Genomic DNA, 16,333 nt, shown 5'->3' with positions numbered 1-16,333 from the left:
AACTGCGCATTTGTGCCGGAAGGATGGCGTTTCGTCTGCTACAATCGCGCCTCATTTTTTGGATGGATAGCATTTTCACATGGTTTCCGAAACTAAAACCACAGAAGCGCCCGCGTTACGTCGCGAATTAAAGGCGCGTCACCTGACAATGATCGCCATTGGCGGTTCCATCGGTACGGGTCTTTTCGTTGCATCTGGTGCAACCATTTCTGCGGCGGGTCCAGGCGGCGCGCTGTTTTCTTATATCCTGATCGGTCTGATGGTCTACTTCCTGATGACCAGTCTCGGCGAACTGGCGGCGTATATGCCGGTATCCGGTTCATTTGCGACTTACGGTCAGAACTATGTTGAAGAAGGCTTTGGCTTCGCGCTCGGCTGGAACTACTGGTACAACTGGGCGGTGACCATCGCCGTAGACCTCGTGGCCGCACAACTGGTGATGAACTGGTGGTTCCCGGATACGCCGGGTTGGATCTGGAGTGCGCTGTTCCTCGGCGTGATCTTCCTGCTGAACTACATCTCGGTCAGAGGCTTTGGCGAAGCAGAATACTGGTTCTCGCTGATCAAAGTGGCGACCGTCATTATCTTTATCATCGTGGGCGTCATGATGATCGTCGGCATCTTCAAAGGGGCGCAGCCAGTGGGCTGGAGCAACTGGACGACCGGCGATGCGCCGTTTGCCGGGGGTTTTGCGGCGATGATTGGCGTGGCGATGATTGTCGGCTTCTCCTTCCAGGGGACGGAACTGATTGGTATCGCGGCGGGTGAGTCTGAAGATCCAGAGAAAAACATTCCGCGCGCGGTGCGTCAGGTATTCTGGCGTATCCTGCTGTTCTATGTGTTCGCGATCCTGATTATCAGCCTGATTATCCCGTATACCGACCCGAGCCTGCTGCGTAACGATGTGAAAGACATCAGTGTCAGCCCGTTCACTCTGGTGTTCCAGCATGCGGGTCTGCTTTCCGCTGCGGCGGTAATGAACGCGGTTATCCTGACGGCGGTGCTGTCGGCGGGTAACTCCGGGATGTACGCGTCTACCCGTATGCTCTACACCCTGGCCTGTGACGGTAAAGCGCCGCGTATTTTCGCGCAGCTGTCACGCGGCGGCGTTCCGCGTAACGCGCTGTATGCGACGACGGTAATTGCGGGGCTTTGCTTCCTGACGTCGATGTTTGGCAACCAGACGGTATACCTGTGGCTGCTGAATACCTCCGGGATGACGGGCTTTATCGCCTGGCTGGGGATTGCCATCAGCCATTATCGTTTCCGCCGTGGCTATGTGTTGCAGGGTAACGATGTGAAAGATCTGCCGTACCGTTCTGGATTCTTCCCGCTGGGGCCGATCTTTGCGTTTGTGCTGTGTCTGACCATCACGCTGGGTCAGAACTATGAAGCCTTCCTGAAAGACACCATTGACTGGGGCGGCGTAGCGGCAACCTATATCGGGATTCCGCTGTTCCTGGCTATCTGGTTTGGCTACAAGCTGACAAAGGGAACGCACTTTGTTCGCTACAGTGAAATGCACTTCCCGGAGCGTGTGAAGAAATAACCTGGTGCCTGATGGCGCTGCGCTTATCAGGCCTACAGGAGCAACATTTGTAGGCCGGATAAGGCGTTTACGCCGCCATCCGGCAGGTAAAATAAAAAAGCCCCGGCATTCATCATGCCGGGGCTTTTTGTTGTACTGAACTTAGAAGTTATAAGTCAGGCCAACCGTGTAACGACGACCGTCGAGAATGGTATCGTAAGTCTCGTAATCGATCTGTTTGTCCAGAACGTTATACACGCCCGCAGTTAACAGCAGATTTTTGTACGCGTAATAACGCACACCAACATCAACCTGCGTATAAGACGGCGTTCCCTGGGCCATTGAAGTACGGCTCAGGTATTCGGAGGTCTTGCCGCGGAAGTTCAGACGGCTCCAGAAGCCAACATCCTGCGTTGCCTGCCAGTCCAGCGTGGTGTTGAACATATGCTTCGGCATTTTATTCAACGGCTTGCCAGAGAACTGGCCGCTTTTCTGCTCAGATTCGGTATAGGTGTAGTTCGCCGTCCAGTTGAGATCGCGGGTGATCTTCCAGCCAAAGGTGGACTCCACGCCGCGCATATTGGCTTTATCAACGTTGACGCGATCGCTGACAAAGTCGTATTTCTCACCACCAATAGTACAGGCCGGATCTGAACTGCTGTTGCAGCGGCGCACTTCAGTTATCTTATCTTTGAAGTCGGTATTGAACAGCGTCACGCCAGCGTTAAGGTTATCTCCGTTATCCCACAGCAGGCCCAACTCTTCGCTCAGGCTCTTTTCTGGTTTCAGGTCTGCGTTACCGACAATAATACCGTTCAGACGACCGCCGCCGGTAATCTGTCCCCAGGTCGGGGAGGACTGGCGCAGATCCGGTGCGCGGTAGCCCGCAGAGACGCCGCCTTTTAAGGTCCACTGATCGGTAAGATGCCATACGCCATAGCCACGCGGCGTCCAGTTGTCGCCATAGTTTTCATCTTTATCCATACGGATACCGCCGGTCAGCGTAAAGCTGTCGGTCATCGCCCACTCATCTTCAGCAAACAGCGCCCAGCTCCAGCGGGTCAGCTTGTTCACGTCTTCATAGGCTTTTAACTGGTTGCCGTTATCGCTCAGTTTCTCGTAACGGTACTGCCCACCTAATGTCAGGGTATGCGCGCCGAGGAAGATCTGGTTCTGGTTATTAAAGATGGTGTTGTAAGACTTCATCTGGCGACCAGGGTTGTTGGTCTCTTCCTGCTGAATGTAGCTGGTGGTGTTGAAGTCGTCGTAATAACCGCTGTGGGTTAAGGAATAGGTGGTGTGCTCATAGCGGTTTTCGCTTTTGCTGTTTGGCTTACAGCTACCGTTGCGGCAGCTTTCTTCTGCCATTGACTTGCCTGGCGTACTGTCGCGATCCTGCAATTCACGCGCGATGTCGAAGTCAAAATCGTTTTTATCATCCGGCGTAAAGTTAAGCGTTAAAGCCCCGTTGCGCAGGCGCTGCTCGTTGTAGCCATTGACGATTTTGTCTTCCGCACGGCGAGAGAGCAGCCCGGTCACTTTCGCTCCCAGCAATCCGTCAATCAGCGGGCCGGACGCATAAGCGTTGGTCTGGTACAAATCACCGGAGTCCCTGTCTTCCTGGAAGGTGGCGTCGCCATGCAGGGAGCCGGTCCAGCCTTTCGTGTTGGACACTTTTTTGGTGATCACGTTAATGACGCCGCCCATCGCATCTGAACCGTAAAGCGATGACATTGGCCCGCGAATAACTTCAATACGCTCGATCGATTCCAGCGGCGGCAGCCAGCCTTGCTCGATCCCGGAATTATCGCTGTTCGGACGCGTGCCGCGCGTGCTGATGCGCTTACCGTTGACTAGGAACAGCGTGTATTGCGAAGCCATCCCGCGGATGCTGATATCGCTACTGCTGCCGCCGCCGGTAACGACGACTCCGGGCACATCTTTCAGCGCATCGGTGACATCGCGATAGGCTTTGTCTTCGATCTGCTGTTTGGTGATAACGGAGATAGACGCGGGGGCGTTCTGGATTTTCTGCTCAAATCCCGTGGCGGTTACAACGACGGTGTCCTGATCGGCAGCATAGACGAGCGATGGGAGACACGCTGCGCATACTGCGGCAGCGATAGCCTTAACGTGAGGTATGGTCATTTTTGTCATTCCATTAAATGAGTAAAACTGCGAGCCATGAAAAAAGGCCATGACAACGGTATGTATTTGTCTTTTAAGTACTCTTTGCGGTGAATAAGCGGGACGAATTGTACAAAAGAATGAATATTTGTAAACACAAATGATAATTGAAATCATTTGTGTTTATTTGTTTTTCACGGAAAGGTATTTCAAATCAATAAGATGACGGATCGTAAATGTGAGGAAATATTGAAGAAAAAATGGAGAAATGAAGGATGAAAAGGAGGGCAGATACCCTCCGTTGTTACGTTATGGCAATAGATTATCGTTTTTTACAGACGATGGAGACGAGAAAGTAGCGCCAGGGAGAGCGTGGTTAATAAAATAGCGATGAAGGCGTAAATATAGACGCCAGACCATTCCCAGCTATTTTTCACCAGAATGACCGGTACGCCGGCCATTGCCGCGCCAACATAACTGAATAATCCCCGGAAACCGGTAATAGAACCCGCAGCATCTTTGTGAGTAACGTCCAGGCAGCCGACGGCAAAAAGCATATGCGGCCCGTACAGTGCAAATCCCATGATGGTGAAAAGTACGGCGGTGATGGTGTAAGAGGTATCCTGCACCAATGGGATAAGCACGATGCATACGCAGAGCATTAAGGCGAAAATTAACCCCGTCATCCAGCGGTTGCTTTTAAACATAAAGTCTGACAAATATCCGGCCAGCAGTCCCCCTGCCAGCCCGCCAGCTTCGAACCACGAGATAATGGAGTTTGCTTTAATCAGGCTCCAGCCGTGTACCTGCGAGTAATAGATTTGCGGCCAGTCATTGAGAATAGTGCGCGCAATATACACGGACATATCGCCCACGATGATGATCCATACCAGTGGGTTGGTCAGAATGTATTTAACGAACACCTGCCAGAAGCTCAGATTGACCGGGCTGGCTTTTACCTGTGCAAGCTCGGTAGGGTCGTTACGCCATTCGCCGACATTGGGTAGCCCGAGGGTGCCGGGACGATCCTGAATCGTAAACAGCGCGACGACCCCCATCAGAAGGGAAATGACCCCAGGGACATAGAAGCCCATTTTCCAGCTGCCGCTAAAGGCAATGGCGAAGCTGGTGAGCAGCGGGGCAAGGCTGCCGCCAATGTTATGCGCTGCTTCAACGATTGCCCACCAGCGCCCGCGTTCGTTTTTTGAGAACCAGGAGGCCATAATTTTCGCCATTGGCGGGAAGCTGGTGCCCTGGAGAATCGCATTGAGGCTGTACAATACGTAGAACGCCGCGACGCTATCGGAAAAGCCAAAGAGAATATTGACGATGCCGACGCCAATCAGCACCGGGCCGGTCATGGCTTTAGGGTTAATTTTATCAACCAGCATGCCGCCAACAAACTTCATGGAACCATAAAGAATGTAAAAAATGGAGGACATGATGGCGAAATCTTCTGCGGTTAGCGACGTATCCGCCAGCATGGCTGGCATCGCAGCAGAAAAGTTTTTACGGGTCAGATAGAATACGGCATAAGAGATAAATACCGAGGTGATGATCTCTGTGCGAAATTTTTTATAAGTATGATCAATCTCTTTTTTCGCGTTCATAACAGGCCGATCGGCCTGACTGAAAATAAATGCTTTTATGTTCATCGTGAGTTTCCCTTCCGGCGACGGAAATGTGGTTATAATTCATCTTCAATAAAAAACAGAAGTGATTCGAATCCATGAAAATTAATCTGGTGATGGATTGTTTCTCTGACAACGGGTTTTGCCCGCCACGCGATACCGGTTCCCGCGTACGTTAGCATCGGCAGATCGTTTGCGCCGTCGCCGCAGGCAATAATGTTGTGTACAGCGAGGTTGAGTTGTGTTGCCAGCGCAGAGAGCGTTTGCCGCTTTTTCCTGGCATTCATGATCGGGAAGGTAATATTGTCCGTCAGGACGTTATCTTTTATTTCAACCGTGTTGGAAAAGGCGTAGTCGAGCTGATACTTTTCTTTCAGTCGTTGAGTGAAAATATCCAGACCACCGGAAATAATGGCCGTTTTAAACCCTTTGTTTTTCAGTACCGGCAACATAGCGGCAAGGCCGGGGGAAATCGTCATTCGATCGCAAACGGCATTGAGGACATCACAGTGCGTGCCTTTTAACATGCGAATACGGCGGGTAAAACTGGTGTCGAAATCTACTTTCCCTTCCATCGCCTGTTGGGTCATCTCCGCGATTTGCGCAGAGATGCCAAGCGTGTGAGCGATTTCATCCACGCCTTCCTCTTCAATAAACGTTGAGTCCATATCAAATGCAATCAGTCCCTTTGTGGGGATGCTCTGAGGTTTGACAAAAAAATCAAACTGCAATTGCAGTGATGCTGCGCGTAATTTCTGATAAATAGCCTGCGTCAGCATTTCATCGGGTAGCGTAAGTTTTAAATAATCCTTATTGATTAATGCCAGATGCCGACGCTCTAATAAATAATGACATTGTATTGCGTGAGAACGAAGAAAATCATTATATAACCACGCCTGAAGTTGCTCTGTGTTTGTTGATGTGACGAAGTAAGTTATTGCCATCATGTTGCTCCTTTACATTGCGCTTTATTATAATGGGCGGCGTTTGTTTCTTGTGCGTCGTGCTATCACAGATATGAATGTTAAAGAAAAGATAAAATGGTATTGTTTTTAATACCTGATAATGAATAAGCATGAAAAGTATCATTTTTAATATGTTGATTACGGTATATTATCGCCATCCCACCCTGCGCTTTTTTTAGGAATACATATATAAAAATGGAAAGTTGCGTTGATATATTCAAAATTGTGATAGGTCCATCCAGTTCAAGAACCGTGGGGCCAATGCGTGCGGCTTGCAATTTCATTTCGCAGCTAAAACGGCAGGATACGCTGCCGTTACTCAGGAATATTGAAATTGAATTGTTTGGCGCATTATCGTTAAGCCGTAAATGCCACAATGTTGATGCCGCGCTTTATCTGGGGTTGCTGGGAAATCAGCCGGAGAAGGTGGATTTACGTATGCAACTGACCGCCATCAGGCGTGCGGAAAATGACGGTATGCTTGACGTGCCAGCCCCGGCGAACAGTACGGTGACAGTGGCGGTGAAAATTATTGCGAATCACCATGCGCATCCTGGACATCCTTATGCGATGACCTTTCGCGCCAAAGATGATTACTTTACGTTATACGAGGAGACGTGGTTTTCGACCGGCGCCGGGCAGGTACGAAAATACGGTGAGTCTGCGCCCGTGGCGACAGATCAGACACGCGCCTCTCCCTTTGCCTTTCGCAACGCCGCGCAGTTGCAGACGCTGTGCCAACGAAACGGGCTTTCCGTTGCGGCGCTGATGATGAAAAATGAGCTGAACAGCCATTCTCAGCCCTCATTACAGCGCTATTTAACGCAGGTCTGGGAGGTTATGAAGCAGGCCGCCCACCGTGGCCTGCATACCGAAGGGTTGCTTCCCGGCCCTTATCAGATCCCGCGTCGGGCCTGCGCATTGCATAAATCGTTGTGTATGAAGCCTTCGGCAGCGGATTTTCTGACGACCCTGAACTGGGTTAACGTGTTTGCTATTGCCGTGAGTGAAGAGAATGCGGCAGGCGGGCAGATTGTCACGGCGCCGACGAATGGCGCAAGCGGCATTATTCCGGCGGTGCTGAGCTGGTACGATAAGTTTGTTTGTCCGCTGGACGCGGGTGCCATCACCCGTTTTTTTCTTACGGCAGGTGCCGTCGCGCTGTTGTTTAAACAGAATGCGTCGATTTTAGGATCGGAAGTGGGATGCCAGGGGGAGATCGGCGTCGCATGTTCGATGGCGGCGGCAGGGCTGGCGGAGCTGATGGGCGCATCCGTCGGGCAGGTATTAAGCGCTGCGGAAATTGCGATGGAGCACCATCTGGGGTTGACCTGCGATCCGGTTGGCGGGCAGGTGCAAATTCCCTGTATAGAAAGAAACGCCATCTCTGCCGTAAAAGCCATTAATGCGGCGACGATGGCGATGAGCCGCATCAGCGAGCCCTGTATTTCTCTGGATGAAATTATTGCCGCCATGTATGAAACCGGCAAAGACATGAGCGCAAAATATCGCGAGACTTACCACGGATGCCTCGGAAAAATTCAGCCAAGAAAAAGGTGCTAGTACATTGAAATACCAAACAATGAATAATGACGAGATCGTCTGGTCGCTCTGCGCGCGTATCAAGGAAACGCGGATTTCCCTGTCTATGACGCAACAGCAGCTTGCCGATCGCGCGCAGGTAGGCATCGCGACGATCAAGCGTATTGAGAAAGGCGCTGGCCTGAACCTCGATACGCTGATTTCTCTCCTGCGCGCGCTTGATAAACTGCACAATCTGGATGCGATTTTGTTTGAATCAGAAATGCGCAATTTTAGCGAGAGCGAGAGTGTCGGGCGACTTCAGATTCGCCAGCAGGTTGCTGATTTAAACCGGAAATCGTCTGCGCCGCAAGCCGATGACAATAACGATATTGCGGCGCTGGAAAAAGCCGTTTACTGGTGATCAGCTCAGCAGATGCTGTGCATGGAAGCGCAGATGATCCTCAATAAACGAGGCGATAAAGTAATAACTGTGGTCGTAGCCCGGTTGAATACGTAACGTCATCGGCCAGTCCTTCTGGCGCGCGGCTTCGGCCAGTACCGCCGGTTGTAGCTGATCGGCGAGGAACTGATCGTTATCGCCTTGATCAATCAGCGTTGGAATGGCGTGTTCCGGCTGGCTGGCGAGCATCAGCGCGCAACTGTCCCATTCAGCCCAGGCCGATCTCTCTTCCCCCAGATAGGCCGTAAACGCTTTTTCTCCCCACGGTACGCGGCACGGATTCACGATGGGCGCAAAGGCGGAAACGCTGGTGTATTTCCCCGGATTCTTCAGCGCCATGATCAATGCGCCGTGCCCGCCCATTGAATGTCCGCTGATCGCGCAACGTTCACCCACGTTAAACTGCGACTGGATCAGCGCCGGGAGTTCATCGCGCAGGTAGTCGTACATGCGGAAATGCGCGGCCCAGGACTGCTGCGTCGCGTTGAGATAGAATCCCGCGCCTTTACCTAAATCATAACCTTCGTCATCGGCGACCTGTTCGCCGCGCGGACTGGTGTCCGGCATCACCAGCACAATGCCCAGTTCGGCGGCAATGCGTTGCGCACCGGCTTTGGTGGTGAAGTTCTCATCATTACAGGTTAACCCTGACAGCCAGTACAGCACCGGAGGCGGCGTTGTACTGCGGGGCGGCGGGAGAAAGATGCTGAATGTCATGACGCAATTCAGCGTGGTGGAGTCGTGTCGCCAGCGTTGCTGCCAGCCTTCAAAACAACGGTGCTCTTCGAGCATATCCATGCGTGGCTCCTTTTGTGTTGAACCTGAATGAGTCGTGCAATTTCCCCATAATACAGATTATTCATTGCGCTGTGAGTAACTTTCACTTCCGCATTTATCTAACATGCTTCATCATCTACACAACTTTACATTAACACCTGGCGTCATGGCCCGTCAGATTTAGCGCGCGGAACCGCCGTGGGGAATCCGGGATATGAAAGGCAGCGGCGATTTCAATAATTATCGTTGTGAATACTGGATTATGTGCGCCGCCTCACGCACAATAAACGGGCTGCCAACAGCCTAAAAACTTTGCCCCACGCAGGGCAGAGGCGCCACACCTGCAGGAGAAGAATAAATGTCATCACTCAGTAAAGAAGCGGCCCTGGTTCATGAAGCGCTGGTTGCGCGTGGTCTGGAAACGCCGCTGCGCCCGCCCGTGCATGAGATGGATAACGAAACGCGCAAACGTCTTATTTCGGGGCATATGACCGAGATTATGCAGTTGCTGAATCTCGACTTGAGCGATGACAGTCTGATGGAAACGCCGCATCGCATCGCTAAAATGTATGTTGATGAGATTTTCTCCGGCCTTGATTACGCCAATTTCCCGAAGATCACCGTGATTGAAAACAAGATGAAAGTGGATGAAATGGTGACGGTGCGCGATATCACGCTTACCAGCACCTGCGAACACCATTTCGTCACGATCGACGGGAAAGCGACGGTGGCCTATATCCCGAAAGATTCGGTGATTGGCCTGTCGAAGATTAACCGTATTGTGCAGTTTTTTGCGCAGCGCCCGCAGGTTCAGGAGCGTCTGACCCAACAGATTCTGACCGCGCTGCAAACGCTGCTTGGCACCAATAACGTCGCGGTCTCAATTGACGCTGTGCATTACTGCGTGAAAGCGCGCGGCATTCGCGATGCGACCAGCGCCACCACCACGACTTCACTCGGCGGATTGTTTAAATCCAGCCAGAACACGCGCCAGGAGTTCCTGCGCGCCGTGCGTCACCACAACTGATCAGGGCAGGGAGTATGGAGCGTAATGTCACGCTGGATTTTATTCGTGGCGTCGCCATCCTCGGTATCCTGCTTCTTAATATCAGCGCCTTTGGCTTGCCAAAGGCGGCTTACCTTAATCCCGCCTGGTATGGCAAGATCACCGCGTCTGACGCATGGACGTGGGCGATCCTCGACCTGTTCGCGCAGGTAAAATTCCTTACGCTTTTTGCGCTGTTATTCGGCGCGGGTCTGCAAATGCTGCTGCCGCGCGGCAAACGCTGGATTCAGTCGCGTCTGACGCTGCTCGTCCTGTTGGGCTTTATCCACGGTTTGCTGTTCTGGGATGGCGACATTCTGCTGGCGTATGGCCTTGTCGGCCTGATTTGCTGGCGGCTGGTACGCGACGCGCCGTCGGTAAAAAGTTTATTTAATACCGGTATTTTGCTCTATCTGGCGGGGATCGGCGTGTTGCTGCTGTTAGGGTCCATCTCGGCGAGTGAAACCAGCCGCGCCTGGACGCCGGATGCCTCTGCCTTGTTGTATGAAAAATACTGGAAGATTAACGGCGGCATGGAGGCGGTCAGCAACCGGGTCGATCTGCTGTCGAACAGTCTGCTGGCGCTGGGAGCGCAGTATGGCTGGCAGCTGGCGGGAATGATGCTGCTGGGCGCGGCGCTGATGCGCAGCGGCTGGCTGAAGGGTCAGTACAGCCTGCAACACTACCGGCGTACGGGCGTATTGCTTGTCGTCGTCGGCGTGCTGATTAACCTTCCGGCCATTATTGTACAGTGGCGGCTGGACTGGGCGTATCGCTGGTGCGCTTTTCTGTTACAGGCGCCGCGTGAATTGAGCGCGCCGTTTCAGACTATAGGTTACACCGCGTTGATGCTGGGATTCTGGCCGCAGCTCAGCCGTTTTAAACTGGTCATTGCCATTGCCTGCGTAGGGCGGATGGCGTTGAGCAACTATCTGTTGCAGACGCTGATCTGCACCACGCTGTTCTACCAGTTCGGTTTATTTATGAAATTCGACCGACTGACGCTGCTGATATTCGTCATTCCTGTCTGGCTGGCGAACCTGCTTTTCTCCTGGATTTGGCTGCGTTTCTATCGGCAAGGGCCGGTGGAATGGCTCTGGCGGCAATTAACCCTCCGTGCTTCCGGGACGTCATTATCGGGAACATCCAGATAACGATCTGGATCACATTCATTAACAAAACGCATGTAACCGTTTCCAGCCCTGTGACCTTACTCACGTAGTCCTGAACGAAGCGCTGACAAAATACCCACCTGCTAAACACAGGGTGTCTGTGAGCAACGGCAATCTCAAACAGGGTAGTGAATATGGTAACCATTCGTGATGTGGCACGTCAGGCTGGCGTTTCCGTAGCGACCGTTTCTCGCGTGCTGAATAACAGTGCGCTGGTCAGTCCCGATACGCGCGAAGCGGTAATGAAGGCGGTCACGCTGCTGGGTTACCGTCCTAATGCTAATGCGCAAGCGCTGGCGACGCAGATAAGCGACACCATCGGCGTGGTGGTGATGGACGTGTCAGATGCGTTTTTTGGCGCACTGGTCAAAGCGGTGGATGTGGTTGCCCAACAGCACAACAAATATGTGCTGATCGGCAACAGTTATCATGAGGCTGAAAAAGAGCGTCATGCCATCGAGGTTCTGATTCGCCAGCGCTGTAACGCATTGATTGTTCACTCGAAAGCATTAAGTGACCAGGAACTGGGGGCGTTTATGGACCAGATCCCAGGCATGGTGCTGATCAATCGTATTGTGCCGGGTTATGCCCACCGTTGCGTGTGCCTGGACAATATCAGCGGCGCAAAAATGGCGACCCGCATGCTGCTCAATAATGGTCATCAACGGATTGGTTATCTGGCTTCCAGCCACCGCATTGAAGATGACACGATGCGTAAAGAAGGGTGGTTGAGCGCGTTGCAGGAGCAGGGGATTACGCCGCCAGAAAGCTGGATTGGCACGGGTTCCCCGGACATGCAGGGCGGTGAAGCGGCGATGGTGGAACTGCTGGGGCGAAACCTGCAACTGACCGCCGTATTCGCCTATAACGACAGCATGGCCGCTGGCGCGCTCACGGCGTTAAAAGACAATGGCATTGCCATCCCGTTACATCTTTCCATCATCGGTTTTGATGATATTCCTATTGCCCGTTACACCGACCCGCAACTGACCACGGTGCGTTATCCCATTGCTTCTATGGCGAAAATGGCAACGGAACTGGCGTTGCAGGGCGCGGCCGGCACGCTGGATTCAACGGCGACGCACTGTTTTATGCCAACGCTGGTGCGTCGTCATTCGGTTGCGCTAAGACAGAATGCGGCCCCGATCACTAACCAGCAACGTCAGGGGATGTAACCGCTTTCAATATGTGAGTAAATTCACAGTATCTTAACAATACGATAGCTATGATGGCACCGTTTGAAGCACTGTAAATACTATGTAACGGTGAATAATCACTTTTAACGCATCGTCAGGGCATTAAACAGCAATTAAAGCATATTTTTGGAGCGTTACCGGGCACGGAAGAAAGATTTTTTAACAGTGAGCTTCGGCGTTCAGTAACACTTCATTAACGTTCTGCCCTGCCGAGCATTTTTCTCAAGTACTACCCTGCATAATAAAACCGGAGATACCATGAATAAGAAGGCGTTAACTCTGTCTGCTGTGATGGCAAGCATGTTATTTGGCGCGGCTGCGCACGCTGCTGATACTCGCATTGGTGTGACGATTTATAAATATGACGATAACTTTATGTCCGTCGTGCGTAAGGCTATCGAAAGAGACGCCCAGGCGGCGCCTGATGTGCAGTTGCTGATGAATGACTCGCAGAACGATCAGTCCAAGCAAAACGACCAGATCGACGTGCTGTTGGCAAAAGGGGTAAAAGCGCTGGCGATCAACCTGGTTGACCCGGCTGCGGCAGGTACGGTAATTGAGAAAGCGCGTGGTCAGAATGTCCCGATTGTGTTCTTCAACAAAGAACCTTCCCGCAAAGCGCTGGATAGCTATGACAAAGCCTATTACGTCGGCACTGACTCCAAAGAATCCGGTATCATCCAGGGCGATCTGATCGCTAAACACTGGCAGGCTAACCAGGGTTGGGATCTGAACAAAGATGGCCAAATCCAGTTCGTACTGCTGAAAGGCGAGCCGGGCCACCCGGATGCTGAAGCGCGTACCACCTATGTTATCAAAGAGCTGAACGACAAAGGCATCAAAACTGAGCAGCTGCAAATGGATACCGCGATGTGGGATACCGCAATGGCGAAAGACAAGATGGACGCATGGCTGTCCGGCCCGAACGCCAACAAAATTGAAGTGGTTATCGCGAATAACGACGCAATGGCGATGGGCGCGGTAGAAGCGCTGAAAGCGCACAATAAAACCAGCGTTCCGGTATTCGGCGTGGATGCGTTACCTGAAGCGCTGGCACTGGTGAAATCCGGTGCGCTGGCAGGTACCGTGCTGAACGATGCCAACAACCAGGCGAAAGCCACCTTTGATCTGGCGAAAAACCTGGCCGATGGTAAAGGCGCGGCTGACGGCACCGACTGGAAAATCGAGAACAAAATTGTTCGCGTTCCGTACGTAGGTGTTGATAAAGACAATCTGGCTGAGTTTACCAACAAGTAATTCGTATATCGTTTTCTTTGGGCGCAATAACATTGCGCCCTTTATTAACGCACTCTGCGAGGCCAACAAGGTATAATTATGGTCAGCACTACTACTCCGTCGTCAGGCGAATACTTGTTGGAAATGAGCGGCATCAACAAGTCTTTTCCCGGCGTAAAGGCACTTGATAATGTTAATTTAAAAGTCCGCCCGCACTCGATTCACGCCTTAATGGGGGAGAATGGCGCAGGAAAATCAACATTATTAAAATGCCTTTTTGGGATCTATCAAAAAGATTCCGGTAGCATTTTATTTCAGGGGAAAGAGATCGATTTTCATTCTGCCAAAGAAGCCCTGGAGAATGGTATTTCGATGGTTCACCAGGAGCTAAACCTGGTGTTACAGCGCTCCGTCATGGATAACATGTGGTTAGGGCGTTACCCAACCAAAGGTATGTTTGTCGATCAGGATAAAATGTACCGGGATACCAAAGCGATATTTGATGAGCTGGATATTGATATCGATCCGCGTGCGCGTGTCGGGACATTATCTGTTTCACAAATGCAGATGATCGAAATTGCGAAGGCGTTTTCCTACAATGCCAAAATTGTGATCATGGATGAGCCAACCTCTTCATTAACGGAAAAAGAGGTTAACCATCTGTTCACTATTATTCGCAAACTGAAGGAGCGCGGCTGCGGTATTGTGTATATCTCGCATAAAATGGAAGAGATTTTCCAGCTGTGCGATGAAGTCACCGTCTTGCGCGACGGCCAGTGGATTGCGACGCAGCCGCTGGAAGGGCTGGATATGGACAAGATCATCGCCATGATGGTGGGTCGTTCCCTGAACCAGCGTTTCCCGGACAAGCAAAATAAGCCGGGAGAGGTCATTCTGGAAGTGCGTAACCTGACGTCTCTGCGCCAGCCGTCGATCCGCGACGTCTCTTTTGATCTGCATAAAGGGGAAATTCTCGGGATTGCGGGTCTGGTAGGGGCAAAGCGTACCGATATTGTTGAAACGCTTTTTGGTATCCGGGAAAAATCATCGGGTACGATTACGCTGCACGGCAAAAAGATTAATAACCACAACGCGAACGAAGCCATTAATCACGGTTTCGCGCTGGTAACGGAAGAACGTCGTTCAACCGGGATCTACGCGTATCTGGATATTGGTTTTAACTCTTTAATTTCCAACATCCGCAATTACAGAAATAAAGTCGGTTTGCTGGATAATTCCCGCATGAAGAGCGATACCCAGTGGGTTATTGACTCAATGCGCGTGAAAACGCCAGGTCATCGCACGCAAATTGGCTCTCTTTCGGGGGGCAACCAGCAGAAGGTCATTATTGGCCGGTGGCTGTTAACGCAGCCAGAAATATTAATGCTGGATGAGCCAACGCGCGGTATTGATGTCGGCGCAAAATTTGAAATCTATCAACTGATTGCGGAACTGGCGAAAAAAGAGAAGGGGATTATTATCATTTCTTCCGAAATGCCGGAATTGTTAGGGATTACAGATCGTATTCTGGTAATGAGCAATGGCCTTGTTGCCGGGATTGTTGACACAAAAACAACAACGCAAAACGAAATTCTGCGTCTTGCGTCTTTGCACCTTTAAGATCAGGGGCTCCTCATGAGTGCGTTAAATAAGAAAAGTTTTCTTACTTATCTGAAAGAAGGCGGAATTTACGTTGTTCTTTTAGTCTTGCTGGCCATTATTATTTTCCAGGACCCTACATTTTTAAGTCTGCTGAACTTAAGTAACATTCTGACGCAGTCCTCCGTGCGTATTATCATCGCGCTGGGTGTGGCAGGGTTGATTGTCACCCAGGGGACTGACCTGTCTGCGGGGCGTCAGGTTGGCCTGGCGGCCGTGGTCGCCGCAACGCTGTTGCAGTCCGTGGAAAACGCCAATAAGGTCTTCCCGGAAATGGCCACTATGCCGATTCCGCTGGTGATCCTGATTGTCTGCGCAATTGGGGCCGTCATTGGTTTACTTAACGGTATTATCATTGCGTACCTTAATGTGACGCCGTTCATCACGACCCTGGGCACGATGATTATCGTTTATGGCATCAACTCCCTGTATTACGACTTCGTCGGGGCGTCGCCGATTTCGGGGTTTGATAGCGGGTTCTCGACGTTTGCGCAGGGCTTTATTGCGCTGGGCAGTTTCCGGCTCTCCTACATTACCTTCTATGCGCTGATTGCGGTGGCGTTCGTCTGGATCCTGTGGAATAAAACCCGTTTCGGTAAGAACATTTTCGCTATCGGCGGCAACCCGGAAGCGGCAAAAGTGTCCGGCGTTAACGTGGGGCTGAACCTGCTGATGATCTATGCGTTGTCCGGTGTGTTCTACGCATTCGGCGGTTTGCTGGAAGCGGGGCGTATCGGTTCTGCGACCAACAACCTCGGCTTTATGTATGAGCTGGATGCGATTGCCGCCTGCGTGGTCGGCGGCGTGTCGTTTAGCGGCGGCGTCGGGACGGTATTCGGCGTTGTGACCGGTGTGATTATCTTTACCGTCATCAACTACGGCCTGACCTATATCGGCGTGAACCCTTACTGGCAGTACATCATTAAAGGCGGCATCATTATCTTCGCGGTGGCGCTGGACTCGCTGAAATACGCCCGTAAGAAGTAATTACCGGCATGAAAAAGCCCGAAGCA

General features: G+C 51.7%; 13 protein-coding genes and 1 pseudogene. 10 read left to right on the top strand and 4 right to left on the bottom strand.

The window, feature by feature from the left end; all coding sequences use genetic code 11:
* The first annotated feature begins 79 nt into the window (after nt 1–79).
* Entirely contained in the window at nt 80–1,549 is a 1,470-nt protein-coding gene (gene lysP, locus OGX75_RS07890; protein WP_012131607.1) for a lysine-specific permease, read from the top strand.
* 1 nt (nt 1,550) lies between these two features.
* Nucleotides 1,551–1,639, top strand: a pseudogene (locus tag OGX75_RS21280) (hypothetical protein); the annotation flags it as partial.
* Nucleotides 1,640–1,690: 51 nt separating this feature from the next.
* On the opposite strand, the gene OGX75_RS07885 reads toward OGX75_RS21280, so the two are convergent.
* The 3 genes from OGX75_RS07885 to serB form a co-directional block, all read right to left on the bottom strand.
* Nucleotides 1,691–3,676 (bottom strand): ligand-gated channel protein, encoded by a 1,986-nt coding sequence (locus OGX75_RS07885; RefSeq protein WP_024130173.1) that lies wholly within the window; start codon nt 3,674–3,676, stop codon nt 1,691–1,693.
* A 311-nt stretch (nt 3,677–3,987) separates the two neighbouring features.
* Entirely contained in the window at nt 3,988–5,310 is a 1,323-nt protein-coding gene (locus tag OGX75_RS07880) for an MFS transporter (RefSeq protein WP_012131609.1), read from the bottom strand.
* 32 nt (nt 5,311–5,342) lie between these two features.
* Nucleotides 5,343–6,230, bottom strand: coding sequence for a phosphoserine phosphatase SerB (gene serB / locus OGX75_RS07875; RefSeq protein ID WP_286451341.1), 888 nt, complete (start codon nt 6,228–6,230; stop codon nt 5,343–5,345).
* 216 nt (nt 6,231–6,446) lie between these two features.
* On the opposite strand from serB, the gene OGX75_RS07870 reads away from it, so the two are divergent.
* Nucleotides 6,447–7,814 carry an L-serine ammonia-lyase gene (locus OGX75_RS07870; protein WP_214143323.1) on the top strand — a complete coding sequence of 456 codons (1,368 nt, stop codon included), beginning with the start codon at nt 6,447–6,449 and terminating at the stop codon, nt 7,812–7,814.
* 4 nt (nt 7,815–7,818) lie between these two features.
* Nucleotides 7,819–8,196, top strand: coding sequence for a helix-turn-helix transcriptional regulator (locus OGX75_RS07865; RefSeq protein ID WP_104868446.1), 378 nt, complete (start codon nt 7,819–7,821; stop codon nt 8,194–8,196).
* On the opposite strand, the gene fghA is transcribed toward OGX75_RS07865, so the two are convergent.
* On the bottom strand, nt 8,197–9,033 hold the full coding sequence (fghA, locus tag OGX75_RS07860) for an S-formylglutathione hydrolase (protein ID WP_286451206.1): 837 nt from the start codon (nt 9,031–9,033) through the stop codon (nt 8,197–8,199).
* Nucleotides 9,034–9,370: 337 nt separating this feature from the next.
* Between fghA and folE the strand changes: the two genes are divergently transcribed.
* From folE to mglC, 6 genes are all read left to right on the top strand, one after another.
* Nucleotides 9,371–10,039, top strand: coding sequence for a GTP cyclohydrolase I FolE (folE, locus tag OGX75_RS07855; RefSeq protein WP_012131616.1), 669 nt, complete (start codon nt 9,371–9,373; stop codon nt 10,037–10,039).
* Nucleotides 10,040–10,053: 14 nt separating this feature from the next.
* Entirely contained in the window at nt 10,054–11,211 is a 1,158-nt protein-coding gene (yeiB, locus tag OGX75_RS07850) for a DUF418 domain-containing protein YeiB (RefSeq protein ID WP_047462500.1), read from the top strand.
* Nucleotides 11,212–11,363: 152 nt separating this feature from the next.
* A complete protein-coding gene (gene galS, locus OGX75_RS07845) occupies nt 11,364–12,404 on the top strand; it encodes an HTH-type transcriptional regulator GalS (protein WP_012131618.1) in 1,041 nt (346 codons plus the stop codon).
* Between the two features lie 279 nt (nt 12,405–12,683).
* A complete protein-coding gene (gene mglB / locus OGX75_RS07840; protein ID WP_012131619.1) occupies nt 12,684–13,682 on the top strand; it encodes a galactose/glucose ABC transporter substrate-binding protein MglB in 999 nt (332 codons plus the stop codon).
* Nucleotides 13,683–13,760: 78 nt separating this feature from the next.
* Nucleotides 13,761–15,281 (top strand): galactose/methyl galactoside ABC transporter ATP-binding protein MglA, encoded by a 1,521-nt coding sequence (gene mglA, locus OGX75_RS07835; protein ID WP_047462502.1) that lies wholly within the window; start codon nt 13,761–13,763, stop codon nt 15,279–15,281.
* Between the two features lie 15 nt (nt 15,282–15,296).
* Entirely contained in the window at nt 15,297–16,307 is a 1,011-nt protein-coding gene (gene mglC, locus OGX75_RS07830; protein ID WP_012131621.1) for a galactose/methyl galactoside ABC transporter permease MglC, read from the top strand.
* Nucleotides 16,308–16,333 lie beyond the last annotated feature (26 nt).

This window comes from Citrobacter sp. CK199 (assembly GCF_030333285.1).
In the GTDB taxonomy this organism is placed as follows: domain Bacteria; phylum Pseudomonadota; class Gammaproteobacteria; order Enterobacterales; family Enterobacteriaceae; genus Citrobacter_B; species Citrobacter_B koseri.
The sequence above is the reverse complement of the archived record's forward strand: the minus strand, read 5'-3'. Positions and strand labels throughout refer to the sequence as shown.

What these genes read in the sequence shown, in the direction of transcription:
- mglB (WP_012131619.1), top strand. Translation starts at nt 12,684, where the DNA reads ATGAATAAGAAGGCGTTAACTCTGTCTGCTGTGATGGCAAGCATGTTA.
- yeiB (WP_047462500.1), top strand. Translation starts at nt 10,054, where the DNA reads ATGGAGCGTAATGTCACGCTGGATTTTATTCGTGGCGTCGCCATCCTC.
- OGX75_RS07880 (WP_012131609.1), bottom strand. Translation starts at nt 5,310, where the DNA reads ATGAACATAAAAGCATTTATTTTCAGTCAGGCCGATCGGCCTGTTATG.
- galS (WP_012131618.1), top strand. Translation starts at nt 11,364, where the DNA reads ATGGTAACCATTCGTGATGTGGCACGTCAGGCTGGCGTTTCCGTAGCG.
- mglC (WP_012131621.1), top strand. Translation starts at nt 15,297, where the DNA reads ATGAGTGCGTTAAATAAGAAAAGTTTTCTTACTTATCTGAAAGAAGGC.
- OGX75_RS07870 (WP_214143323.1), top strand. Translation starts at nt 6,447, where the DNA reads ATGGAAAGTTGCGTTGATATATTCAAAATTGTGATAGGTCCATCCAGT.
- lysP (WP_012131607.1), top strand. Translation starts at nt 80, where the DNA reads ATGGTTTCCGAAACTAAAACCACAGAAGCGCCCGCGTTACGTCGCGAA.
- folE (WP_012131616.1), top strand. Translation starts at nt 9,371, where the DNA reads ATGTCATCACTCAGTAAAGAAGCGGCCCTGGTTCATGAAGCGCTGGTT.
- fghA (WP_286451206.1), bottom strand. Translation starts at nt 9,033, where the DNA reads ATGGATATGCTCGAAGAGCACCGTTGTTTTGAAGGCTGGCAGCAACGC.
- OGX75_RS07885 (WP_024130173.1), bottom strand. Translation starts at nt 3,676, where the DNA reads ATGACCATACCTCACGTTAAGGCTATCGCTGCCGCAGTATGCGCAGCG.
- serB (WP_286451341.1), bottom strand. Translation starts at nt 6,230, where the DNA reads ATGGCAATAACTTACTTCGTCACATCAACAAACACAGAGCAACTTCAG.
- mglA (WP_047462502.1), top strand. Translation starts at nt 13,761, where the DNA reads ATGGTCAGCACTACTACTCCGTCGTCAGGCGAATACTTGTTGGAAATG.